This window comes from Paenibacillus puerhi, from assembly GCF_009846885.1.
Classification (GTDB): domain Bacteria; phylum Bacillota; class Bacilli; order Paenibacillales; family NBRC-103111; genus Paenibacillus_G; species Paenibacillus_G puerhi.
In genome coordinates, this window is record NZ_WUWM01000012.1 from 45,865 (window position 1) to 70,276 (window position 24,412).

Sequence of the window (24,412 nt, forward strand, 5' to 3'; positions counted from 1 at the left end):
AACAATACTTGAAAGTAGGAGTGAGGGTGTTGGTGCCACAAGAAGCCAGTCTACTGACATTGAATAACATTACGAAGCGATTCCCCGGCGTTCTTGCCTTAGACGGATTATCCATTGAATTTCGTAAAGGCGAGGTGCATGCTCTTCTCGGAGAAAACGGAGCTGGAAAATCTACATTAATTAAAATACTTTCAGGCGCTTATACTCCGGATGAAGGCTATATCCAATTTGGAGGCTCGGAATACAACCAGATGAATCCGCGTTTGGCTAAAGAGCTAGGGATTCAAGTTATTTACCAAGAGTTCAATCTTGTTCCTACGCTTTCGGCTGCGGAGAATATCTTCCTAGATGAATTGATAGGTAATGGCATTACCGTGAATAAAAAAGCGATGTATCAAAAAACGGAACAATTATTTCAACAAATGAACGTCAATCTCAATCCGAAAACGCTGGTCGGCGACTTATCCTCCGCTCAACAACAGATTGTTGAAATCGCAAAGTCTGTTTCCAAAAAGGCAAAGGTTTTAATCATGGACGAACCTTCTGCTCCTCTTTCGATTAGCGAAGTGAAGTCAATGTTTGATATCGTGCGTAAGCTGAAGGACGATGGTGTTACGATCATTTATATATCTCATCGTATGGATGAGCTTTTTGAAATATCAGACCGTATTACGATCATGAGAGACGGAACCTATATCGCGACGAAAGACACCAAAGATACAAATCGGCAGGAATTGGTCAATTTAATGGTTGGAAGGGCTCTGAAAGAGAGCTATCCCGAAAGAAATACCGCTCCCAAGGAAACGATTTTGGAAGTCGAATCACTTAGCGGTAATGGCTTCCAGAATATATCGTTCTCTTTACAAAAAGGAGAGATATTAGGCTTTTCCGGACTTGTCGGCGCTGGGCGTACAGAGCTCATGCGAGCCATATTTGGGGCAGAGCGCCCGGAATCGGGCAAGATTAAGCTGGAAGGCCGAGAAGTCAAGATTAGAAGGCCGCTCGATGCAATTAACTACGGGATCGGATTAATTCCCGAGGATAGAAAAAGGCAAGGCGTTATTTTAAGGAGTACGGTTAAGGATAACATTGCCCTGCCAAACTTGAAGGGATTGTCGAAGTGGCAGCTGGTTGACTCGAAAAAGGAAATCCAGCTTGCCGAGGATTATAAGAGCAGTCTTCTCATAAAAACACCAACCATCTCTCAACTTGTCAATAATTTATCCGGCGGAAACCAACAGAAAATCGTCCTAGCCAAATGGCTGGCGAAAAACTGTAAGATATTAATTTTCGATGAGCCGACACGGGGAATCGATGTAGGAGCCAAGCAAGAAATCTATAAGCTCATGAGCAGCCTTGCAGAGCAAGGTGTTGCCGTTATTATGATTTCCTCCGATATGGAAGAATTGCTAGGCATGTCTGACCGGGTGATTGTTCTGTGTGAAGGCAGAAAGACAGGGGAAGTGAACAGGGATAACTTTTCCCAACAAGCTATTATGGAACTTGCATCAGCAAACTGATCGTAGAGGAGCTTTTTAGTATGCTTATCTTTCTAAAAAAATATGGGATTTATTTTGTTCTCGCTTTACTCGTTGTATTTTTCTCGCTTACCACGGAGGCCTTTCTAACAACGTCCAATCTGATGAATGTATTGCGGCAGGTGTCTATGATTGGCATAGTGGCGGTTGGAATCTCTTTCGTATTAATTGCGGGGGGGATTGATCTGTCCGTAGGCTCTCAAATATCGGTCGTGAATATATTGGGCGCTTGGATGATGGTGAAGGCGGGGCTCCATCCTGTTCTAACCATTGTTCTTATACTGATCACGTCCACTTTGGTTGGGCTGCTCAACGGTATTTTAACGGTACGAATGAAGATCCATCCACTTATGATCACGCTAGCTACGATGACCATTCTTGCTGGGGCTAGCAAAATGGTGAGCGGAGGCTTATCGATTTTTGGGTTTCCTAAATCTTTTTCGGTTATCGGGCAAGGGTATCTCGGAATTATTCCGGTTCCGGTTATTATTCTTATCGTTGTGACGCTGTTAGGAAGCTGGATCCTTAATAAAACCTACTTTGGTCGTTATGTCTACGCTCTTGGCGGAAACGAAGAAGCAGCCCGATTGTCAGGGATTAATACTAACAAAATAAAGTTAGCTATATTCTCTATTTGCGGATTTTTTACAGGTGTCGCAGGGGTTGTTATGCTGTCAAGAATGAATTCGGGTCAGCCGAATATTGGCGCAGGCTTTGAGTTTGATGTACTGACGGCAGCCGTCTTGGGCGGAGTTAGTATTATGGGCGGCGTAGGAAGAATCTCGGGGGTACTGACAGGAGTATTGATAATCGGAGTTCTCAGCAATGGACTTATCCTGCTCAATGTTGGCGATTACTACCAGAGTATTATCAAAGGGATTGTGCTCCTAGTTGCAATCGGTTTGGATGGTCTTGAACGGACAAGCAAGAAGAAAAAAGCAAGCAAAACGATTGAAGCTGCCGGAACAGCATAATGCAGAGGGGGATAACCAATGAAGAAACTTCCTCGTAGCGTTCCCGAACAACAGGGAATGAGCTCCGACTCGATAGTGGCTTTTCTTGATGCAGTGGATGAGGAAGAATTCGAGCTTCATAGTATCATGATCGTGCGCAATGGTCATGTAGTGACTGAAGGCTGGTGGAAACCATATGAGGCAGAGAGCCCTCATCTCCTGAATTCCTTAAGTAAGAGTTTTACTTCTACTGCCGTTGGCATAGCCGAATATGAAGGGTTACTATCTTTGGACGACCAGGTGATCTCCTTTTTCCCCGAACTTGTCACCGAGGAAATCGAGTCCAATATGAAGGACATGAAGATCAGGCATTTACTTTCCATGTCTACGGGTCACGATCAAGATACAACGTTTGTCATGTGGGAGGATCACAGCAACTGGGCGAAAGTGTTTCTTGAAATGCCGATTAAACATGAACCAGGCACCCATTTCCTGTATAATACCGGGGCCACCTATATGCTTTCCGCTATCTTGGAGAGGGTAAGCGGACAAAAGCTGCTTGATTTTTTGCGCCCTAGACTGTTCGATCCGCTTGGCATTCAAGACGTTCCTACAATTTCTTGTCCGCAAGGGGTTCATGTCGGCGGTTTTGGAATGAGCATGAGGACAGAGGACATCGCCAAGTTTGGACAGTTATACCTTCAGAATGGGGTTTGGGAGGGGGTACGGATTCTTCCCGAGGGCTGGGTTCAAGCTGCAACTAGCAAGCAGGTTTCTAATGGTGATGATGAACATAGTGATTGGTCACAGGGCTACGGCTATCAATTCTGGCGTTGCCGACATGACAGCTATCGCGGCGACGGTGCTTTTGGTCAGTTCTGCATCGTAATGCCCAAACAAAATGCCGTTATCGCGATTACAGCGGGTCTAATGGAAATGCAGGATGTACTAGCGTTGGTGTGGAAGCACCTTCTTCCGGGCATGACAGATCGTCAGCTTCTACCCGAGTCAGCACGGTATACGGATTTGTCTACCCGGTTAAATGCTCTCTCTTATGTGTCAGATCAGGGGGTTCATAGAACTCCATTCCAATGGAGAAGTCATTCAGCTGCATATAGCATCGCGCCTAATGCTAACCAGTTCACTCAAGCTGTCTTCTCGGAAGATGAACAGGAAATCTCCCTATCTTTAATCGGCGATAAAGGAAGCTTCGAATTGCGTGCAGGCTTAGGATGCTTTTCATATGGGGAAGGCGAACTGAACGGTTTTTCCTTTAACTATGCGGCATGCGGAACATGGAGAAAAAGAAACGTACTAGACATTACCTTGTTCATGACTCAATATCCGCTTTCGGATCGGATCACCTGTCACTTTGTTAGTGATAGTGTTCAGATTACGTCTACCCGCAATGTTTGGAAATCCCCGATTTTGTCTGACATGGGTATCATCCCGACGCTGAGTGGATCTAAGTTCAGTGACCGGGATACTTGGATCGGTAATACGAAACAAGAATAGTAAGATGTCGAACATGAAGGGGTGGAGGAGAGAACATGATGGAAAAGGGAAATTTCCGCTTACTACCTAGATTCAAAGGGATCAGATTGTATCTGAGAACCAAATTGATATTGGCGTTTCTGCTCATCCTGATTACTCCTTCACTCGTAACCGGTATATTATCTTATTTTAGCGCAAAGGATGAAATGGAAGAACAAATTTCATTTACGGTGGAGAGTAATGGCGAATTATTAGATTCGTTTATTACGGATGTTCTGTTAACGAAGATGCAAGATCTGGAATCGCTTCTTCGCATGTCAGACACTCTCCCTCAAGGAATGGATGACCCCGGTTTCAGCGCTAAGGTCGATCAATACGTCAGTATGAGCATGGATGTCATGCAGGTACATCTATTGACGAAAAACAATGTTAATGAAAAGAATCCGTTGTATGCTCAGAGTTGGTACCAGAACGCCCTTAAGGATACCAATCGAATTGCAATATCCAAACCGTCTTCTCTCTCAAAGGGTGTAACTTCTATTACGGTGGCCAAGGCTGCATCAGACCACTCCTCCGTTCTAGGCATTGAGTTTAAGATCGCTTCTATTAATGAAATGACACGGAGAATTAAAATAGGCCAAAAGGGATATGTTTTCCTCATGGACAACGGAAAAGTGATCATTAACCATCCGGTACTCGAAGCTGGAAGCATCCCTGATGATCCATTATTCGACATAATTGATAACGGCAACGCGGATAAGTTTGAATACATGACTGAGAAAGGGAAAGTTCGTATTCATGCTAAAACACAAACCGTAACCGGATGGAAGTATGTCGCAGTTGCGTATCTGGATGAAATTGAAGCTAGTTCAAAGCCGATTTTCACCAAAACATTCATCACGGTGCTGGTCTCTTTTATGTTTGGATCTATTTTTGCCGTGTTGTTCACTAGATCAATCACTAGACCGATCTTAGATATACAAACAAATGCTAATCTAGTTAGTCAAGGAGATCTTACCCAAGATATTAACATAAGCAATCAAGATGAAATTGGGGACGTAGCCTTGTCTTTCCAACAGATGAAAGAGAATTTACGGTTAGTAATCAGACAAGCAAATGAAAATACCTTGCAGGTTGCCGATGCTTCAAATCATATGACGATCTCTACGTCCGAATGCAGGATGGCATCCGAACAGATTGCTTCGGCTATCCAGCAAATATCCTCTGGGGCTGTTCTACAAGCCTCCGTCATTCAGCAAGCTGCTGAAGCTGTCGATCAAATTAATATGGGGATGAAGGGAATTCGAGATAGCTTCTCCCATGTGAACGAGCTTGCTGTAACAGCGACACAATTAGCTGCAGAAGGCCAGCATGCTGTGTATGAAACTATGCATCAAATGGAGGATATCCATCAGAACATTACCGATTCGAATGAAATTGTCCAATCGGTACATGAACGTTCGCAACAGATTGATAAGCTTGTTCAAGTTATCGGAGGAATTACTAAACAAACGACATTGCTCGCATTGAATGCTTCCATTGAAGCGGCGAGAGCGGGGGAGCATGGCCTTGGGTTTGCCATAGTAGCAGACGAGGTTAAGAAGCTTGCTGATCAAACAAAAATTTCCGCCGATGAAATCTTTGAGAAGATTCATGCGGTTCGTAATGATTCTGCACTTTCGGTGAAAGCCATGAGCGGGTCAACGAAGAGTGTGGAGTCAGGATTACAGGTCTCCAAGCAAACGATTGACAAGTTTCATGCGATCCAAGATGGGGTCAGCCAAATAGCTCTTCAATTCGATAAAGTTTCTAATACGGTGTACACCATAGACGATAATGTTCAACAAGTTAAAGAAACGATGAATAAGCTGCTTAGAATTGCTCAAGAGAATACGGACTCCTCTGAGGATGCTGTAGCAGCAACTGAGGAGCAAGCGTCTCAATTAGAAGAAGTGAATTCGTTATCCATGCAATTGAAGAAACTGACGAATGAACTCGAGGCGGTCGTGGGAAGGTTTAAGGTGTAGGGACGAGATTACAAAACATAAAGAAAATGAGCCGATGAGCGTTCCCCTGTAAATCAGGGGCGCTTTTTTTGTGATTGTTAGCTTAACATCAGCCGGGTTAGCTTGGCAGCAAGAGTAGTTCCAGCATTATAGATCGGTTCAAATTCATTATATATATTTACATGTATATACATTTATATATATTAAATGCTTGAACACAACAGCCATGCAATTAACGTTGCTCACACTCGCCGAGCCGAATCGATTTAATATTGTTGAACTACTAAAAAAGGGGCCGCGATTGGTGGGGGAAATCGTCAAAGCACTGGGTATCAGCCAGCCGATGTGTCTCGTCATTTGCACATTTTGAGCGAAGCCGGACTCGTGCGATCCCGCAGCAAGGCACAACAGCGTATATATAGCCTCTAAGCCGGACCTTTTCAGGAACTGGATGAATGGTTTGATTCTTTCAGCATTTTGTGGTTATGATCGTCGTGGACGAGGACACAGTACGGATACAGCACCATACAGCGTTGGGAGAGAAGTGGAAGATATCGGGGCACTGATTGAGGTTGACGGCGGACAAGCCAGCTTGTTCGGAAGCTCGTCCGGCGCCGTGTTGGCACTTGAGACGGCAAATTTACTGGGGATCGAGTTACGAAGCTCTGTCTGTATGAACCGCCGTTCATTATCCATGACAGTCGCTAGCCTGTGCCTGCGGACTACGTACAACAATTGAATTCACTGACCGAAGCCGGTAAAAGATCTGAAGCCGTCGAATATTTCGCATCCGAGGCTCTCGGCATTCCTGAAGAATTTATCGGCTATATGAAGGCTGATCCCTCCTGGAATAGGATGAAGACGTTGGCGCACACGCTTGCGTATGATGGCCTCATTATGGGCAGTACGCAGTCAGGGAGGCCGTTGCCAACCAACAGATGGGCAGTGAACGCCCCTACGTTGATCGTGACAGGGGAAAACAGCGAGCCGCTTTTCCATGACGCAGCACGCACACTTGTTGATCTTCTTCCTCATACAGCGATTCATACGCTGGAAGGTCAAGATCATTCTGCAGTTATAATGGCACCGGAAGCGCTAGCGAAGGCGGTCGTCGATTTCTAACGGTAGGGACATAGTGCACAAGGAGAATGTGAGTATGACGGATCTTCCAGATTCAGCCGCCTGCCGCGATTAACGAACGGCTTACTTATGCCCCTTTATGAAAGGAAGAAAACTTTGTACAGCAGCTAAAAATGCCGGCAAGTTGTCATCGTGCACAAAATGTCCCGCATCTTCGATCGTCACCAATTCGCAATTTGGAATAAGCTCGGAAACTTCATGCAGTTTGTTTTGAGGAATATGGCTGGCTCCGCCGCCAATAATAAGAGTCGGCGCGATGATGTCTGTCAATCGTGACCACCATACGGGATCGGGTTCATTAAGCTGCTGTAAAATCGAAGGCACAACCGGCCAATCGAACGGTAGAGGATCGGAGGGCTTGGAGGGTGCTTCGAGCTTTTTATCCGGAAAGGGCGGAGGAGTGTCTTCGACAATCAGTCTTTCTACTCGGGACGGATAAGTTTCCGCGAATAAATAAGATACAGTTCCCCCCATGGAATGACCGAGCAGAGTAAACCGCTCCAAATTCATGGCATCGGCAAAATGAAGCACATCGTCGCACATTAGTTCAAACGTGTAGGTCCCTGTTCTCGCACTTCCTCCGTGGCCTCGTTGATCCAAAGCCAAGAAACGATAAGATTTCCCAAGTTCGGAAGCCACTGAGTCCCATGATTTCGCACCTGTTCCAATGGCATGAAGGGCAATAATCGGCGGTGCAGAAGACTCTCCGCTTTCACGATATTGGAAACTGAGCCCATTTAATGCAATTTGATGTACCTTTGTTTCCATCTCCGTCTTCCTCCTTTACATGTAGGATTGATGACAAAATTCCTCAATAATCTGCTTTCTTAATGTATCGGTCGGGAACTGCTGAGGGTAGGTAGCTATCATCAACATGATGCCTTGAAGTGCGGATGAAAAGTATAATGACCGCTGCCGCGGGTCCTTCACTCCCAGCTTTTCAAACAACTCGCATTGCAGTTCAAATAGCTTCGCGTTCTCTTCAACGAGGCGGTTGCTGTACTTGATGAGCTCTTCGTCTGCCTCTGGTTGCGTTTGGAGGTGCAAATAGAATCGGTGAACATCTGGTCTTTGCCGGATATTATCGATCGCCCCATTCACAATATGTTCAAGCTGTTTGCCGGGGGAAGCCCCAGAAGCCGCGCCTTCCATGACGTCGGTTACTTCCTTGATTCGGGCGTCGACCAACTCCCCGAGTAACTCTTCCTTTCCGCGGTAATAATTGTAAAGCAGCCCTTTGGAAACACCCGCTCGTTCCGCTATATCGTTAATGGAAGTCGCATAATACCCTTGCTTAATAAATAGCTCGATGGCGGCGTCGCAAATTTTTTTCTTGGAAAGCTGACGAATACGGTCGTTCTCTTCAGGTGTTCGTGGCATTTTTACTATCAAGCCTCCAGCTTGTCATTATAATCAGCGGTTCCAAATTCATCTTCTTTTATTTATTTTATTATTGGTTGAATGATTAGTCAATAATAAACTGTCGGTGGTACAGCCAGATTCCAGCTTGACTTTAGTAGGATAGAATATCGTGGCCACCGGCCTTAAATAATGGTCACTTAACGGTCACAACCTCATAACGCAGTCTCATGGACCCGCTCGTTTCATAAAGTTGTGTACCTATGAGCTTCAAATCGTTCCTTGCAGAAATGCTATCCAGGTATCTCTTACCGTTCCCGAGAACGACAGGGTGGATAATCATATTAATTTCATCCACGAGTCCTGCATTCAGTAGACTTTGCACAAGACCGGCACTTCCCGGAACGATAATCGTGCCTTCAATGTCGCTCTTAAGCGCAACTATGCTTTCGTGTAGGTCATCGGCTAGGAGTGAAATGGTGTCGCCGAAGTCCCCCCATTGCACTTCCGTTACCTCAGGATTGCGCGAGGCCACATACTTGGGGGGTTTGTTCATGGCCTCGGCAAACTCTCCCTCCTGGAATGGCCAATAGCTTGCGAGACCTTCGTAATTAACCCGCCCCATCAAGATGGCATCCGCTTTCTGGAACATAATCAAATTGTCGGTGGTGGAGTCAATAATTCCGGGCATTGCCCAGCTCACCATGTTATTCTCATCACCGTGCGGACCTGTGTAGATTCCATCCAAGGTACAACTAACCGATGCAATAATTTTACCCATGTATTTTCTCCTCGATTCTTATTGGTATGTTGATGACTTACGTCGGGGGACCTCGGATTTATTTATTTGAATTCAATCAAATTTGCAGCAAGCTTATCTAATGACTGGTTCATACCCATGATGGCGTATTTCAGCATTTCTCCGACTGTCCATCCGAACTCCGTGATCTTAAGATCGGTTCGTTCGCCTTTGGCTATGAATTCGATAACGAACTCGATATGTCGCGGAAAATCCGACGGGACGCCCGCTTGAGCTGGATCGATGGCGTTTCCGTCTCGGTCGGATAAGTAGGAAGTGAATTCCAGCCGCTCCATCGGCACGATCTTCGTATAGATGCCCGCCGAATACGATTCCAGGCCGCCGTGCGTATCCGGTGCGCGCATGCAGAACACGTACTTCCCGCCTTCGCGAAAATCGATCTCGCATCGAGGCGAGGTATAGTGCGTCGGTCCCCACCATTTCATAACCAGCGCCGGATCCGTCCAAGCCTTCCAAACTAGTTCCACCGGATAATCAAACTCGCGCGTAATGACAATGTCTTGCTTGCCGGCACTTGCATACATCGGAAAGATCTCTCCTTTTTTATGTTTGATTTTTCAGTTTTTCCATTTCTGCATTCAACACAGCATCCAGGTTTTAAAGGGATCAGTCATACAATAAATGATAATTGAATATGAAGGAATACTGCCTGTCAAACAAAACCAAAGCCGGTGGATTTATGATTTTATTTGAAATTTATGCTAAGCTAATAGATGGAAGGGAGGTCTATATGAAGCGATTTCCGATGATGCTTCAACTGGCATTAATCCTGTTCAGCGTCATGGCTGTTCCGACGGGGATCTTAACCTGGTATAGCGGCGATCAAATCTTGCGGGATTCGGAGCACGCCATTGCGGAATCCTCACTCGCCGGTTTGAAGGCAAGCCGCAATCTGAACGAACATGCGCTGAACGTCATGTCCGAGAACACGATACGTCATGCCGATACCCACATCTTCGATCGAATCCGTCCGTACAAAACCTTTACCGAGCTCAATTCGAATTTCGATAACATCAGTGATGCGTTGGCCGTGCACCAGGACCTGTTGAATTTAAATAAATCGAGTGACGGCGTCTATTCCTCTTTCTTCTACCTCAGCGATTCGGATTATGTGGTGTCCACCGACAAGGGCATCACAAGGCTGGACGGGTACGAGTCCTTGGATTGGATGCAGGAGGCACTGGCGAATCGAGGGGGAATCACCGGCGTCTGGTATCCGCGTAAGCTTGATTCGGGGATTCATGTCGTATCGTATGTGTTTCCTCTCAACCGACTCTCCACTACGACGCGAGGCACGATCGTTGTCAATTTGCGGGAAAGTCAGATCGAACATTATGTGCACTCTGCAGAAGCGGACGAGAAAGCCTATTTGCTCATGGATGCGCATGGAACCGTTATCTCCCATAATGACAAGAGCTTGCTGCTCAAGAACGGCGGCGAGGTGCCGTATATTCGTGAGATTATGGATCATGACTCGTCGGAGGGATATGCATTCCACGGGCTGGAGGGCGAACGCTTGCTGTATACGTGGTCCAGGTCGAAGCAATTCGGGTGGATCAACGTGAACATTTACTCGGTCGATGAACTGATGACCAAAACACATACCTTGCAGCGAAAGATCATCTTTCTTACCGCCGTCATTATTTTGGCTGGGACTGTTCTGGCGGTGTTTCTAGCGACATGGCTGTCCAAGCCGGCTAGGGAGCTGGTCCGGACGCTTCGCAGGCGCGGTAATTTGGAGATTAAGGGCAAGAATGAGCTCGCGTTTCTCGATGCGGCGTTCCGGCGCATGCAGGAAGAAGAGGAAGTGCTCCATAGGCTGCTGAATGCCCGCGAACAAGATGCCCGTAGTCTCGCGATACATAATCTGCTGCGAGGCGAATCGCCACCGCAGGCTGCCGATATGTTTCCGTCCCCGTACTTCCTCGTGGCTGTCGTCTCCATCGACGGATACAGGAGGTATGTAAGCACGCATAATCCGGAGACACGCAGCTACCACCGGTACCTGATCATCTCCGCTTGCGACGTCTTGTTCCCGGAAGGGGTGAATGCGCGCGGCGTCTACCAAGGCGAAGACTGTTTCGTATTCGTGATCAACTATGGCCTGGCGGAAAATGAAAACGATTGCAGGGGGGTTCATTCCGCGCTCAGCGAGCTTCGGGATAAAGCGGCCGAGCTGCTAGCCCACACCGTGACCATCGGCGTAAGCAGTCCGGCGGACTCGAGCGACATGGTCTCGGATCGTGTGGCCGAAGCGATGGAGGTGATCAAGCATCGCATGATCGCGGGAAGCGGCGGCATCACCTATTGGAAGGAGAAAGACAGGAGCGATAAGAAATATGTTTATCCCGTCAATAGCGAACGGCGTATTCTCAACTTCCTGGATCACGGCGATCTCGACTGCATCGTTAGGGAATTGGAGACGATCGGTGGAGAAATCCGTTCCGCGGACTACATCTCTTACGATAATATCTTATTTATCTACCATCAATTAGCGGGCGTCACCATTAAGCATCTTAGAGAGAATAACGTCAGTACGGCGCGAATTTTTGCGGGAAGGGGCAATATTTACGCTGCCCTTGCTTCATTCGATACGTTAGACGAGCTTGAGGAATACCTGAACAAGTTTTACGCAGAAATTGTGCAGTATATGGCGCGTACCTCGGACGTTACCAATAAGTATAGCAAACCTGTCATCGCATATTTACATGAACATTATCGAGAGGATATTGTGTTTGAGGAGATGGCTAAGGAAATTGGCATCAGCTACTCGTACATGCGTAAGATCGTGTATGAGATGACAGGCATGAGCCTGATCGATTATCTGAATCAGCTGCGAATCGAGAAGGCGAAGCAACTGCTTGTGGATTCCAAGCTGACCATTTCCCAGATTGCGCTCGAGGCTGGATACTATAATGTGAAAAGCTTCAACCGCTTTTTCCGTAAATTCGAAGGCATGACTCCGAGCAGCTACAGGACGGTTAAGTCTCAGACATCGTAAGCGTTCCAGTGTAAATCATCGTTATTTATGAGCGAGAGCCTCACTCAAGCTGTCTTTTTCAGTAGGTTTACTGAAGGAGGCAGTTTATTTTTGCTCATCAGGGTACAAAAATGATTATTTTAGCTAGTCAAACCTCTGGAACGGCGAGGAGGGAATCAAATATGGCGAAGGAATATCAATACTGGCGATTTACTGATCCTCAGACGAAACGGTAAGATGAGAGCGCAGCCTTGGGAAATCCGAACAAGGACAGAGCCAGGGCCACATTCACAGAGGAGGTGAGTATGTGAGAGCTATAACTACTTCTAATTCTAAAAATGAAACCGCTTTAACGTCTTCGAAAAACAAAAGACAGGGGATCTTGTACTATTTGAGGCGAGATTGGCAGCTTTACTTCTTGCTGATTATTCCTTTAGCGTTGGTGCTGGTCTTTAAGTATGCGCCCATGTTCGGACTCACGCTAGCCTTTAAAGATTATAAGATCGCAAAAGGCTTTTGGGGAAGCGAATGGGTTGGATTGGAAGTGTTCAAAGACTTATTCTCCAAGCCTGAGTTCTATCGTGCGATTCGGAATACGCTGCTGCTGAATATTTTGGATCTCCTGTTTAGCTTTACAGCGCCGATTGTGCTCGCTTTACTGATTAATGAAATCAAGGGCGTCTTGTTCAAGCGTATCAACCAAACGCTGCTTTATTTGCCCCATTTCTTATCCTGGGTTATTATCGGCGCCATCGCGTATCAGCTTCTAGCGGAAGGCAACGGCATGGTCAATAACGCCATTGTGCAGCTAGGGGGTGAACGGACCCCATTCTTGCAGGAGGACACCAATTGGCTGATCAGTTATTTGCTGATCGGCGTGTGGCAAAGCATGGGTTGGGGCACGATCATCTATCTGGCTGCGATGAGCGGCATTAACCCGGAGTTATACGAAGCAGCTGTCGTCGATGGCGCAGGCAGGTGGAGGAAGGTGTGGAACGTCACGCTGCCCTCGATCCGGATGACGATTGTGACCTTGCTGATCTTGAGTTTAGGCAATGTGATGGGCGGCTCCTTCGAGCGAATCATTGCTTTAGCCAATAAGGCAACGACCGAGTTCACCACCACCATTCCGGTACTGGTGTTCCGTTGGGGGCTTGAGAGCGGCAACTTCAGCCGCGCAACCGCAATCGGCTTGTTTCAAGCCGTCATCGGGATGGTCCTCGTCTTGCTCGCCGACAGGGTCGCCAAGAAACTGGGCGAAGACGGATTGATTTAGGAGAGGAGGCGAACCATGAAAACCACTGTTGGCGCCCATGCCGTGCAGCGTCGATGGCGACTGGATGTCTGGGACTTGCTGATCCGCCTCGTGTTGATAGCCGCTTCCCTGGCTTGCACGCTGCCATTCGTTCATGTCGCTGCCAAATCACTTAGCGATGACGCCTATGTAATCGCTAACAAAGTATATCTCTGGCCAGCAGGCTTTAACCTGGAGGCCTACGAAAAGATTTTTGCCGACGCCAGCATCATGAGGTCCCTTTACGTATCCGTTATCGTAACCGTACTGTTCACGGTACTGGGGATGATCGCCACCATTTGCGCGGCCTATCCGCTATCGCGCAAGCAGCTCGAGGGACGTTCGGCACTGACCTTCATCTTTGTGTTCACCTTGTATTTCGGCGGCGGGATTATTCCCGACTACATGCTGGTTAACAGCCTGGGGATGCTCGACACGGTATGGTCGCTTGTGCTGCCGGGTTTGTTCAGCGCCTTCTATATGCTGATCTTACGAAGCTCGATTTCGGGTAGCATTCCGGTGAGCTTGGAGGAATCGGCGCGGATCGACGGAGCCGGACATTTCCGAATCCTGTTCAGCGTCGTGCTTCCGCTCTGCAAGCCGATCCTTGCGACGTTATCCCTCTTCTTAGCGGTAAACCGGTGGAATGCCTACCAAGATGCGCTGTTTTACATCAAACAGAATACCGATCTGCGGCCTTTGCAGCTGAAGCTGTATTACCTGGTGATCCAGGCAAGCGAAACCTTCCAGCTCGAGGCTACCAACGTATCGCTTAGCAATCCCGAGGTGCTCAAGGCATCGGTTGTCGTATTCGCGACACTGCCGATCATCTGCGTCTATCCGTTTATCCAGAAGTATTTTGTTCAAGGAACACTGCTTGGAGCCGTCAAGGAATAACCGGAATCGGCTTTGGCATACCTACTAACTGAAATGGGGGAAATACGATGAGCAAAAAGAAATGGGTTCCTTTGTTTATGGCTTCCGTAATGAGTGTCGGCCTGCTCGCGGGCTGCACGGGAGACCCCAAGGAAAATGCGGGAAATTCGCCAAGTCCGGGCTCGAGCCCGACTGACTACTCGAAAGGCTTCACAGAGACAGTCAACCTCGATATTCCCGTCTATGAACGTGCGTTCGAAGGCTGGAACGTAGCCGACAACTACTATACGCGATGGGTCCAGAAGGAATTTGGGGATAAACATAACATCAAAGTCAATTACGTGCCGATTACGCGGAATAACGAAGTCAGGGATTTCCAACAACTGCTTGCCGCTAACAAGGCGCCGGATATTATTTTCCATTATGATATGCCTCAAGCGCTCGCCTACTATAGCGAAGGCGTCATGCAGCCGCTGAATCATGACGAGATTGCTCAATATGCTCCGACCTACTGGAAAAACATGAGCAAGACTATCGAACAATACGGCACCGTTGACGGAAAGAAAGTGTTCGCCTTCGCCTCACGCCCGAACTATAACAACTTTGTCAACATTATTCGTAAAGACTGGGTCGAGAAGGTCGGCATGAAGGTGGAGGATCTGACGTCGCTCGAGAAGTACAACGAGATGCTCGTCAAATGGAAGCAGGCGGGACTCGGTGTCGCCGGCGGATCCTTAACCCGGAACGTGTTCAATTATAGCTATGCTTTTCGGGATTGGCCGATCGATCCGAAGTACCGCGCGCTCTATTCCGATCTTGCCGTTGCGGATTTCACAACGGCCGATACCGAGCGTTGGCTGCGCAACTTGAACTATCAATATAATAACGGCCTGATTGACAAGGAATTCTATCTCCGCGACGATGACAACAAGATTAAGGCCGAGTTCGTTGCGGGCAAGACGGGCACATACGGATTCTACATGGCCAGCAATACCGACGTATTCGCGGCTGTGCTGAAGAACAACCCGGGAGCCCAATTTGCCGTGTTACCTCCTGGAGCCGGCGTGCCTGAAGGACGCAAGCCGCAAGGTCGCGCCGACTGGCCGTTCGGCCTCATCATGGGCATTAATCACAAATCATCGGACAAGGAACGCGCAGCCGTCTGGATGTATCTGGAATGGATGAGCCAGCCGAAAAACTTATTCTTCCTGCAGAACGGCGTCGAAAGCCAGAACTACACGCTCGATTCCGATGGTCTGCCGAAGAAAGTAGCGGACTTCAAGGGCGAGTCGAAGCTTTCCCAGAACAACAACAAAGACTACTGGGCGCTTGTGACCGAAATTGCGGAGTTCTCGACTCCGGAATTGACGAGGAAAGCGAATCTGCTCAACTGGTCGCCAGCCGGATACGAGCCGCTGGCCGAGCAGATCGTGAAAAATTGGGATGCTACCAGTCAGTATCGTACGCCGGACGCGATGTTCACTGTCGTCCTCAAGAAGGTGAGCGAGTATAAAGCGGACCTGAATGCCCTCTTCCAGGAGCAATATTTGAAGGTGGTCCTCGCCCCTACAGACAAGTTCGATGCTGTGTACGCGGAGGCTAAGAAGAAGTTCCTCGAAGCCGGCTACCAAGAGATTTTGGATGAGAAGAAAAAAGCGATCGATGCCGGTCAATTCCGCTAAGGATGAAAGATTTTACTAGGAAGAGAGTACTCGGATAAGAGGAATAAGGCCGTCCCTCCAGGGGCGGCCTTCGTCGCAGCCTGAAGTTGTTTGGAGCCAAATTGAGCTATGCAGAAATAACCATCGAAGACATTACATTAAACAAAGGAACCATGTCCAGGCAAGGACCGCATGCGGCTGCCGTAATGTGCATCGTTCGGCAAGGCGTGAAACCAACTATATATGCAATGATATTGAAATAAGTAACCACAAAATGGTACCCAGTAGTGCTGATACCGTTGTTGATGTCTGACTCACAGGTGGAACCGCAGCGGCGTCGAGCTTTATAGAGTCGATATCCATCCAGCCCCAGTTGTTTGTAATGTCGATCGTATTAATGCCGTTCTGGAACTTGTAGGGTCCAAGAACGGCGTCGTTCCATTGGGTGCTGTCCTCAAATACTTGCTCCGAAACCAGGTCGTCGTTGATCGTTATGTTATTCGTCTTATCCCCGCCTAATGTCCTGTAACGAATCGTGATCGTATAATCGCCGGCTGTTACGTCGGCTTCGATGTGTAGATTGTCGCCAGCTGCATCAAACCCAGTTACATAGCCTTTACCAGAATATCCATTCGGCTCCGAGGCGACCACCAATCCCGTAAGCTCGCCCTTCTCCGCTTCATAACGGAAGGAGGTGTACAGGTCAGAGGGCAATTCGTCGAGCGTAATGATGTAATCGTGGTTGTAAACCTTGTTCAGATGGGCAGTTGTGTTAACTACCCCATCATTGATGAAGTTACCTGTCCATGTATTGAAGAAGCTCCAGTCTGCTCCGTAGGTTTGCAGAAGGTCGGGATCCGGAATCGGTCCGTTCTCTGCGAGTCCGATAATTTTCTTGTCTTTAACCAGGGAAACGAGGTTGTCAAAATTCGCAATGATCGGGTTATAATCTCCCGCAGGGTTGTAAATATCGATGCTAGCTATATCCACAACATCATTGCCCGGATACCAATCAGCTTTCTCGGAATTCCAAACCCAGATGAGATTGTTCAAGCCGTGGTAGTTCGTCAGACGATCGTACATAAGTCGCCACAGTTGTTTTGTCGCTTCAGGACCTTTGGCCCCCCACCAGAACCAGCCACCTTCCGCTTCGTGAAGCGGCCTCCACAATATCGGCACGCCCGCATCCTGTAGACGCTTTAATTGTATGGCGATCGCATCGATATCCCGCATGAGAAGTTTATTATCCTCCGAATCCGGATTGTCGAGCGCGTATTTTACGTCGAAGGATGTGGAATCGGTGTAGAAGCCCCTCCACCATTCTTTTTCCGGTTCGTTGTAAAGTCCTGCTGGAGCGTTCCAATGCCAGCAAAGCGCTACGATGCCTCCGTTTTGGAACCAGTTGATCATCTTTTCGACTTCGTTTGAAGTGGCTCCATATTGCACGCGGGAAGGGGAATAATCCATCAAATCTGTTGAGAAAATGGCAGGGAGTTTCCCGGTTTGCTGGTAGATCCACTCAACGCTCGAGAGCTCCTGCTGACCGGAAATAATTTTCTGCCCGTATTGACTGACGAGGTAGTTCATCAGGGCTCGAGTTTCCATGGTTGCGTTCGGGTTGATGAGCGAGCTTGTCACGTCATGACCATCCGTCGCGACGGCGGCGGACAATGTAACGTAATCGATATGGTACCAACCCCAATTCGCTTTGATGACGATGGAGTTGGCTCCGGCCTGGAGCATCGCTTTGCCGCCCGATATTTCGACGAAATGACTCGCAGAAGGTAAGGAAATTTCGGAGGTCGCGCCGCCTATAATCAGGTGTGTTTTCTTATCCCCGGACGGAGCGCTATAAGAAATCGCTATGTCGTACATACCGGCAGTCGCTGCGTGGTAAGTCAGTGTCAGCGAACCGTCGTTCTTAAACGATGCATAGCCGTCGCCGGAGTAACCGGTCCCCGACGAGTCGATGGACACGCTACCGGTCATAATGCCGTTCTCTGCTTCAAGCTTGCTGCTCGTCACCGGCGGGGCGGCAGGAACGACTTGCACGTATTCAATGCCATAGTAGCCCCACCCCCTAAGTACCGTTACCTCGTTATTTCCTGCATTCAGAAGCACCTTGCCGGCAAGTTTCTCAGCACGAACGTTACCCTCGGCCGGAGCTTCCAGAGTGACTTCGCCTGATCCGGCGCCGTTAACCTGCAGGCCGGCGTTTTTGTTCCCGTATCCTGTCGGTAAATAGTACCCTAGGCTCAGATTGTACAAACCGCCTTCGGGCACATTTACGGTAAACGTCGCCGTTCCTTCCGGCTGTGATTCATCATGGGTGTAGAAGAAGGAAACGTAACCCGCGCCGTCATAAAGCGTATCGTCGTCTTCCGGTGTTGCCCCGCGTTTCTCTACACCGAAGCCTTGGACGACAGCATCCTGTGCTTTCACAATGAAGTCAGCGTTTGGATCAAGTGTTCGGGCCGTTACTGAAGCATGAGCTGTGGAAAATGGACCTAACGGAACAAGCAGTGATACTAACGATACAAGGATCGTGATGCTTGAGATCTTCTTTTTCAGCCGATGTAACACGTTAATTCCTCCTCGAAATAATGATGTGCGGTAGGGAAATCATTCCTTATCGCCATCCGAATTATATAGCAAGCGCTTACAGTTTGCAATATTTGTTAGCTACTTTTTGTCTAAATAAATTAATTTCGTTATCTTATTGTTTTTATAATAAGAATAACGTTTTCCGTGGATGGCTTGCAAATGTCCTTGCCTTCCTCTCGATAAACCAATTGCGAATATGCTATCGGCCGCGTAAACCAGAAGGCGATAAAGCCGTAGCAGGCTAAAATCAAAGTTTATAACTATTTCGTATTTGTTAGGTAAATGCCGAGACATTGTGCTAATATAGGAGGAGTAGCTTATGATGGAGTGAATACTAGGTGAAGACAAAAAAAGTATCGATGCAACTAATCGCGGATCAATTGGGTGTCTCCAAATTTGCAGTATCCCAGGCTTTATCGGGAAAGAGCGGCGTAAGCGAGGAAACTCGGGCTAAAATTATTCAAACGGCTTCGGCTCTAGGGTACCGGGGGACTCATTTGCTGCCGGCCAATAAACTAGTAAAACAGAATAACGAATTCGATACTAGCAGCAAAGGGGATCGGAATACCGTAATTATCCTGATGCCAAACGTCCGATTTCAAGACAGTAAAACAGGCTTTTGGGGTAAAATCATTGGCGGCGTATCTTCTGAACTGGAAAAGCTGGGTACAAGGATGATGATGCTGACGGAACACAATGCCGAAGGGCTAACGAAAATCATAAACCCCGATGCTATTTTAGGTCTAATCGGAATCGGGTATATAGCAAGGCCGTTGTTATTGGAGATTCGGAATTCAGAAATTCCAATTGTATTGGTCGATCACGAAGATCCGCTGGTTCCCTGTGATTCGGTTCTTATGAATAACTATGACTCATTACGGATGCTGACAACGCATCTGTATACGATGGGGCATACTCGTATGCGATTTGTAGGTCCCCCTGCCTATTCGCGAAGCTTTCATGACAGATGGCTGGGATTCAGAATGATTTTGGAAGAGAATGGGCTGCAGCTGCCCCCAGCGGAAGATCCGTTCATTGCCAACGATGAAGATGCGGGCGAATGGTTGGAGAAGCATGTTGATCTTATGATTGCCCGCGGCGAGCTGCCGACTGTATTTGTTTGTGCAAACGACTTTTTTGCCAATTTGATGATTCGGATTTTAGAACAACGGAATTTGAAAGTACCTGAACATATTTCCGTCACTGGATTCGATAATGCTGCGGAAATCGGTGATTTTCCTCAGTTGACGACAGTGAATGTGCCTAATCAATTAATGGGCGTCCGTGCGATAGAAATGCTTCGGCAAAGACTTGAACATCCGGATCGCCCTTTCGAAAAAGTATTAATATCTGGGGATATACTTCTCAGGCAGTCTGTCAGGAAAATATAGATACGGATTGAAAGTGTGGGAGGCCGATCGAGGCCTCTTTTTTATTTCCGGAGAAGAGTGATATTGTCCGTAATCTAATCGTTAGGTTACATACATAACGAAATTACATAATTTGAACAAAACGTTATTTACAAGTTAGTTGTTCTGGTGTTAGAATGAGGGTGGAAAAAGTTCGATCAAGATTATTAAAAGGAGTAAAGACGTGCAGACGATGAAAACCATGGAAACCTTAAACAATCTTATAGACGTGAATGAGAAGGAAGGTTGGTTTCACCTCCATTCGAAGGAAAGCAGTTATATTTTACAAATACACCCTCTTGGATATCCGCTCCATGTATATTGGGGAGCGAGGCTGCAAGGTCCCATTGAAGTTCAAGCGATCATGCCGAATTTTGCTGAAGAAACGAACTTGGATAGGCTTCCGCAGGAATATCCGCAGTACGGCTCGGGAGACTTTAGAAATCCCGCTTATCAAGCGCTTCTCGAAGATGGGAGTAGAATAACCGAGCTAACCTACCAAACATTTCGACTGTTCAATGGGAAGCAGCCGCTAACAGGGCTGCCGGCAACGTACGTGGAAGACGATTCCGAAGCGATGACCTTGGAGCTTGAGCTAGAGGATTCTTATTCAGGCTTGAACGTCGTGCTCTCTTATACGGTATTCGCAGAGTTCGATGCCATTGTCCGTTCGGCGCGCTTTATCAACAAAGGCGTGAAAACGCTTAAACTTCTCAGCGCACACAGTGCAAGCGTTGATTTCCCTAGGGGGGAATATGATGCGGTGTACTTGTCGGGGGCATGGACGAGAGAGGCGTCCGTGCAGCGCAGCAGGCTTAACCCCGGCACGCTAAGAATAGAAAGCCGCCGAGGCATGAGCAGCCATCAGTTCAATCCTTTTCTCGCCCTTGTCACTCCTGCTGCTAATGAAAATTACGGTGAGGTTTATGGATTCAGCCTAGTATACAGCGGCAACTTTTCGATCGATGCCGAAGTCGATTCCATGCATTCTACACGTGTAACGGTTGGGATGAATTCGTTTGATTTTACTTGGAAATTGCTGCCTGGGGAGCAGTTTCAAACGCCTGAAGTCGTTATGGCCTATTCCCGGGCGGGACTTGGAGATATGTCCAGAACCTATCATCGCTTGTACAGAACCCGACTCTGCAGAGGAGCCCATCGCGATCAGAACCGCCCGATCCTGGTAAATAACTGGGAAGCGACGTACTTCAATTTTGATGCGGATAAATTGGAGGAAATCGCAAAGGCAGGAGGAGATCTGGGGATTGAGCTTTTCGTTCTGGATGACGGATGGTTCGGCAAACGCGATGACGATAAAACGTCGTTAGGTGACTGGGTGGAGCACAGCAAAAAGCTGCCTCTTGGCTTGGAGGAGTTGTCTAATCGAATTCAAAAGCACATACCGCAGTTTGGACTATGGGTAGAACCGGAGATGGTTTCTCCTGACAGCAATTTGTATCGAAGTCACCCGGACTGGTGTTTGCATGCTGAGGGGCGCCGCCGGACGGAAGCGCGAACGCAGCTCGTACTCGATTACTCCAGACAGGACGTAGTGGACTATATTTTCGAGGCATTAAGCGACGTATTCATCAGAGCACAGGTAACTTATGTGAAATGGGATATGAATCGCGGGCTGACGGAGATCGGTTCGGCAGGTCTCGAGCCGGAGCGGCAGCAGGAGACCGCTCATCGGTACGTTTTGGGATTGTATCAGCTGCTTGAGCGATTAACCACCCGTTTCCCTCACATCCTCTTTGAGAATTGCGCCAGCGGCGGCGGCCGATTCGATCCGGGAATGCTGTACTATATGCCGCAAACTTGGACGAGCGATAATACGGATGCGGTCGAACGGTTGAAAATACAATACGGGATCAGCCTCGTTTACCCTATCAGTACGATCGGTGCCCACGTGTCCGCTGTGCCGAATCATCAGGTGGACCGCATTACTCCGCTGGCTACCAGAGGCCACGCGGCGATGTCCGGCAACTTCGGATATGAGCTTGATTTGACGAAGCTGACGGACGAAGAGAAGGAAATAGTCAGATTCCAGGTGGAAAGCTACAAACGACACCGTTCGTTAGTGCAAAGAGGGGACTTTTACCGGCTTCTTAGCCCGTTTGAAGGAAACTCGACTTCCTGGATGTTCGTCTCCGAAGATCGGAAGGAAGCGTTGGTATTCTATTTCCGCGTGCTGGCGGAAGCGAATATGCCACCCGCGAAGCTGAAGCTGCAAGGGCTGCAACCGGATTATGTCTATCAGCTGACGGATACGAATGAGAAGGTCAGGGGTGACCGGTTGATGCATGCGGGGCTTGCCATACCTAGTCTGAAAGGCGACTTTGCAAGCATGTGCATCCACTTAGAAGTATGACAGCACACATGAAAGGGGTTGAAATGGTTGGCAGATGATTCAACGATGATCACATTTTCCAAAAAAACAATAAAAAAGCGATCCCTATGGGTGCAAGCTCTGGAACAAAAATATTTGTTTCTGATGTCGCTGCCTTTTGTGTTCTGGATCATTGTCTTTAGCTACTTTCCGCTTTGGGGCTGGGTGATGGCGTTTCAGAAATTTCGTCCGGGCGTGCCTTTCAGCGAACAGCAGTGGGTAGGGTTGGATAACTTTATTCAATTATTTTCGGATCCGCAATTTTATCTGGTCTTAAGAAATACGCTTGCTATGAGTTTTATGGGACTTGCAGCCGGTTATACCGTCCCGATTCTATTCGCTATACTGCTGAATGAAATTCGGTTGATGGCGTTCAAGCGTACGATGCAGACCATCTCCTATTTGCCGCATTTTGTTTCCTGGGTCGTCGTTGCAGGCTTGATTACGAAAATGCTGGCGGTTGACGGCGGAACGGTAAACGCTATTCTGCTGTACTTCCATATTATCGATCAACCGATACAGTTTTTGGCGATCGGGGAATGGTTCTGGGGCATCGTTACCTTATCGGATCTATGGAAGGAAATGGGCTGGAGCTCGATCATTTATTTGGCTGCGATCTCCGGGATCGATCCGGAGCTATACGATGCGGCCAAAGTGGACGGTGCAGGGAGGATTAGGCGAATACGCCACATTACGCTGCCCGGGATCCGATCTACCATCATGATCATGATGATCTTGTCCATCGGCTGGCTGACCAGCATCGGGTTTGAAAAACAATTTCTGCTCGGCAATCCGATCGTTCAAGATTATTCCCAAGTACTTGATCTCTATGTGCTGAATTACGGGATCAAGTTAGGCAGGTTCTCATACGGCACTGCTATCGGTATCGTTAATACGATCGTCAGCATTACATTGCTGCTGCTGGCCAACCGGCTCTTTAAGCGATGGACTCAAGAAAGCGTATTTTAAAAATGAGGTGTAAGCATGGGGACTAGAATGAGCGGACAATGGAAAGATATCGTATTTGATAGCTTTCTCTACTTATTCATGATAGCGGTAGGAGTCGTTACTCTTTATCCATTCTGGAATGTACTTGCGATATCGCTCAACGATGCGACGGATACGGTGAGGGGCGGCATCTATTTGTGGCCGCGTTCCTTCACATTGAGTAATTATAAAGAAATTTTCATGTATAACAATTTGCTAGTCGCTTTCCAAAACTCCGTACTACGAACGGTGATCGGTACGCTGCTTGGCGTCTTTAGTTCCGCGACAGTCGCCTACGTGCTCAGCCGAAAGGACTTTATTGCCAGAAAGCAGATTTCGCTCATTTTCGTCCTCACCCTCTACTTTTCGGGCGGTCTCATCCCGGGATACATGCTGATACGTGACTTACACTTGATGAACAGCTTCTGGGTATATATCTTGCCTGGGATCGTGAGTGCATGGAATATATTTGTGGTTCGTTCGTATATCGATGGATTGCCTTACAGCTTGCAGGAATCTGCCAAAATAGATGGCGCTAACGATTTGACGATCTTTCTGCGCATCATCTTACCTCTGTGCAGTCCCGTACTTGCTACCGTGGCGCTGTTTATCGCCGTAGGCCAGTGGAATTCATGGTTTGACACCTATTTGTACAACAGCGGGAAAGCCTCGTTAACGACGCTCCAATACGAGCTTATGAAAATATTGGCGAACACGTCGGCAGGAAGCAGCAGCGCCGATCTAGCAAGGAGCGGCAATCCGGCCTTGTCGACACGAGTATCGCCGGAGTCTATTCGAGCAGCGATTACGATCGTAGCTACTTTACCTATCCTGCTTGTATACCCGTTCCTGCAAAAATATTTCGTCCAAGGTTTGACGCTTGGCGCTGTAAAAAGCTAATC

19 protein-coding genes are annotated in these 24,412 nt (G+C 47.8%); 14 read left to right on the top strand and 5 right to left on the bottom strand.

From position 1 onward, the window contains the following. Positions 1-8: 8 nt before the first annotated feature. From GSF01_RS12735 to GSF01_RS12760, 6 genes are all read left to right on the top strand, one after another. Positions 9-1,520: a sugar ABC transporter ATP-binding protein gene (locus GSF01_RS12735; RefSeq protein ID WP_235941431.1), complete on the top strand. Its 1,512-nt coding sequence runs from the start codon at positions 9-11 to the stop codon at positions 1,518-1,520. 20 nt (positions 1,521-1,540) lie between these two features. Continuing rightward, positions 1,541-2,512 carry an ABC transporter permease gene (locus GSF01_RS12740; protein ID WP_159884516.1) on the top strand — a complete coding sequence of 324 codons (972 nt, stop codon included), beginning with the start codon at positions 1,541-1,543 and terminating at the stop codon, positions 2,510-2,512. A gap of 18 nt (positions 2,513-2,530) precedes the next feature. Beyond that, a complete protein-coding gene (locus tag GSF01_RS12745) occupies positions 2,531-4,006 on the top strand; it encodes a serine hydrolase domain-containing protein (RefSeq protein WP_159884518.1) in 1,476 nt (491 codons plus the stop codon). A gap of 35 nt (positions 4,007-4,041) precedes the next feature. Then, positions 4,042-6,012: a methyl-accepting chemotaxis protein gene (locus tag GSF01_RS12750; RefSeq protein WP_159884520.1), complete on the top strand. Its 1,971-nt coding sequence runs from the start codon at positions 4,042-4,044 to the stop codon at positions 6,010-6,012. Between the two features lie 205 nt (positions 6,013-6,217). Further along, on the top strand, positions 6,218-6,361 hold the full coding sequence (locus tag GSF01_RS12755) for an ArsR/SmtB family transcription factor (RefSeq protein ID WP_328803674.1): 144 nt from the start codon (positions 6,218-6,220) through the stop codon (positions 6,359-6,361). Positions 6,362-6,726: 365 nt separating this feature from the next. Beyond that, complete coding sequence (locus GSF01_RS12760) at positions 6,727-7,113, top strand: alpha/beta fold hydrolase (RefSeq protein WP_159884521.1); 387 nt, start codon at positions 6,727-6,729, stop codon at positions 7,111-7,113. Between the two features lie 81 nt (positions 7,114-7,194). Here the strand turns inward: GSF01_RS12760 and GSF01_RS12765 are convergent, their stop codons facing one another. The 4 genes from GSF01_RS12765 to GSF01_RS12780 form a co-directional block, all read right to left on the bottom strand. Beyond that, the gene (locus GSF01_RS12765; RefSeq protein WP_159884522.1) at positions 7,195-7,899 is read right to left on the bottom strand and encodes an alpha/beta fold hydrolase; all 705 of its coding nucleotides are present in this window, start codon (positions 7,897-7,899) and stop codon (positions 7,195-7,197) included. Between the two features lie 15 nt (positions 7,900-7,914). Next, positions 7,915-8,511 carry a TetR/AcrR family transcriptional regulator gene (locus tag GSF01_RS12770; RefSeq protein ID WP_159884746.1) on the bottom strand — a complete coding sequence of 199 codons (597 nt, stop codon included), beginning with the start codon at positions 8,509-8,511 and terminating at the stop codon, positions 7,915-7,917. A gap of 175 nt (positions 8,512-8,686) precedes the next feature. After that, positions 8,687-9,271: a dihydrofolate reductase family protein gene (locus tag GSF01_RS12775; RefSeq protein WP_159884523.1), complete on the bottom strand. Its 585-nt coding sequence runs from the start codon at positions 9,269-9,271 to the stop codon at positions 8,687-8,689. 62 nt (positions 9,272-9,333) lie between these two features. After that, complete coding sequence (locus GSF01_RS12780; protein ID WP_159884524.1) at positions 9,334-9,834, bottom strand: SRPBCC family protein; 501 nt, start codon at positions 9,832-9,834, stop codon at positions 9,334-9,336. Positions 9,835-10,040: 206 nt separating this feature from the next. On the opposite strand from GSF01_RS12780, the gene GSF01_RS12785 reads away from it, so the two are divergent. The 4 genes from GSF01_RS12785 (at position 10,041) to GSF01_RS12800 (ending at position 16,142) form a co-directional block, all read left to right on the top strand. Beyond that, a complete protein-coding gene (locus tag GSF01_RS12785; RefSeq protein ID WP_159884525.1) occupies positions 10,041-12,311 on the top strand; it encodes a helix-turn-helix domain-containing protein in 2,271 nt (756 codons plus the stop codon). A gap of 370 nt (positions 12,312-12,681) precedes the next feature. Then, positions 12,682-13,566, top strand: a complete 885-nt coding sequence (locus GSF01_RS12790; protein WP_235941432.1) for an ABC transporter permease — start codon at positions 12,682-12,684, stop codon at positions 13,564-13,566. 15 nt (positions 13,567-13,581) lie between these two features. Next, positions 13,582-14,481, top strand: a complete 900-nt coding sequence (locus GSF01_RS12795; RefSeq protein WP_159884526.1) for a carbohydrate ABC transporter permease — start codon at positions 13,582-13,584, stop codon at positions 14,479-14,481. Positions 14,482-14,528: 47 nt separating this feature from the next. After that, entirely contained in the window at positions 14,529-16,142 is a 1,614-nt protein-coding gene (locus GSF01_RS12800) for an extracellular solute-binding protein (RefSeq protein ID WP_159884528.1), read from the top strand. 216 nt (positions 16,143-16,358) lie between these two features. Here the strand turns inward: GSF01_RS12800 and GSF01_RS12805 are convergent, their stop codons facing one another. Then, a complete protein-coding gene (locus GSF01_RS12805; protein ID WP_159884530.1) occupies positions 16,359-18,704 on the bottom strand; it encodes a glycosyl hydrolase in 2,346 nt (781 codons plus the stop codon). A gap of 359 nt (positions 18,705-19,063) precedes the next feature. Here GSF01_RS12805 and GSF01_RS12810 point away from each other — a divergent pair, with 359 nt between their 5' ends. The 4 genes from GSF01_RS12810 (at position 19,064) to GSF01_RS12825 (ending at position 24,410) form a co-directional block, all read left to right on the top strand. After that, entirely contained in the window at positions 19,064-20,116 is a 1,053-nt protein-coding gene (locus tag GSF01_RS12810; RefSeq protein WP_159884532.1) for a LacI family DNA-binding transcriptional regulator, read from the top strand. A gap of 211 nt (positions 20,117-20,327) precedes the next feature. Beyond that, a complete protein-coding gene (locus GSF01_RS12815; protein ID WP_235941449.1) occupies positions 20,328-22,505 on the top strand; it encodes an alpha-galactosidase in 2,178 nt (725 codons plus the stop codon). Positions 22,506-22,550: 45 nt separating this feature from the next. Further along, positions 22,551-23,492 (top strand): ABC transporter permease, encoded by a 942-nt coding sequence (locus tag GSF01_RS12820; RefSeq protein ID WP_159884749.1) that lies wholly within the window; start codon positions 22,551-22,553, stop codon positions 23,490-23,492. 15 nt (positions 23,493-23,507) lie between these two features. After that, positions 23,508-24,410 (top strand): carbohydrate ABC transporter permease, encoded by a 903-nt coding sequence (locus tag GSF01_RS12825; protein WP_407945762.1) that lies wholly within the window; start codon positions 23,508-23,510, stop codon positions 24,408-24,410. The last annotated feature ends 2 nt before the right edge of the window (positions 24,411-24,412 follow it).

What these genes read in the sequence shown, in the direction of transcription:
- GSF01_RS12745 (WP_159884518.1), top strand. Translation starts at nt 2,531, where the DNA reads ATGAAGAAACTTCCTCGTAGCGTTCCCGAACAACAGGGAATGAGCTCC.
- GSF01_RS12775 (WP_159884523.1), bottom strand. Translation starts at nt 9,271, where the DNA reads ATGGGTAAAATTATTGCATCGGTTAGTTGTACCTTGGATGGAATCTAC.
- GSF01_RS12785 (WP_159884525.1), top strand. Translation starts at nt 10,041, where the DNA reads ATGAAGCGATTTCCGATGATGCTTCAACTGGCATTAATCCTGTTCAGC.
- GSF01_RS12765 (WP_159884522.1), bottom strand. Translation starts at nt 7,899, where the DNA reads ATGGAAACAAAGGTACATCAAATTGCATTAAATGGGCTCAGTTTCCAA.
- GSF01_RS12780 (WP_159884524.1), bottom strand. Translation starts at nt 9,834, where the DNA reads ATGTATGCAAGTGCCGGCAAGCAAGACATTGTCATTACGCGCGAGTTT.
- GSF01_RS12770 (WP_159884746.1), bottom strand. Translation starts at nt 8,511, where the DNA reads ATGCCACGAACACCTGAAGAGAACGACCGTATTCGTCAGCTTTCCAAG.
- GSF01_RS12815 (WP_235941449.1), top strand. Translation starts at nt 20,328, where the DNA reads ATGAAAACCATGGAAACCTTAAACAATCTTATAGACGTGAATGAGAAG.
- GSF01_RS12755 (WP_328803674.1), top strand. Translation starts at nt 6,218, where the DNA reads ATGCAATTAACGTTGCTCACACTCGCCGAGCCGAATCGATTTAATATT.
- GSF01_RS12825 (WP_407945762.1), top strand. Translation starts at nt 23,508, where the DNA reads ATGGGGACTAGAATGAGCGGACAATGGAAAGATATCGTATTTGATAGC.
- GSF01_RS12750 (WP_159884520.1), top strand. Translation starts at nt 4,042, where the DNA reads ATGATGGAAAAGGGAAATTTCCGCTTACTACCTAGATTCAAAGGGATC.
- GSF01_RS12800 (WP_159884528.1), top strand. Translation starts at nt 14,529, where the DNA reads ATGAGCAAAAAGAAATGGGTTCCTTTGTTTATGGCTTCCGTAATGAGT.
- GSF01_RS12740 (WP_159884516.1), top strand. Translation starts at nt 1,541, where the DNA reads ATGCTTATCTTTCTAAAAAAATATGGGATTTATTTTGTTCTCGCTTTA.
- GSF01_RS12795 (WP_159884526.1), top strand. Translation starts at nt 13,582, where the DNA reads ATGAAAACCACTGTTGGCGCCCATGCCGTGCAGCGTCGATGGCGACTG.
- GSF01_RS12820 (WP_159884749.1), top strand. Translation starts at nt 22,551, where the DNA reads ATGATCACATTTTCCAAAAAAACAATAAAAAAGCGATCCCTATGGGTG.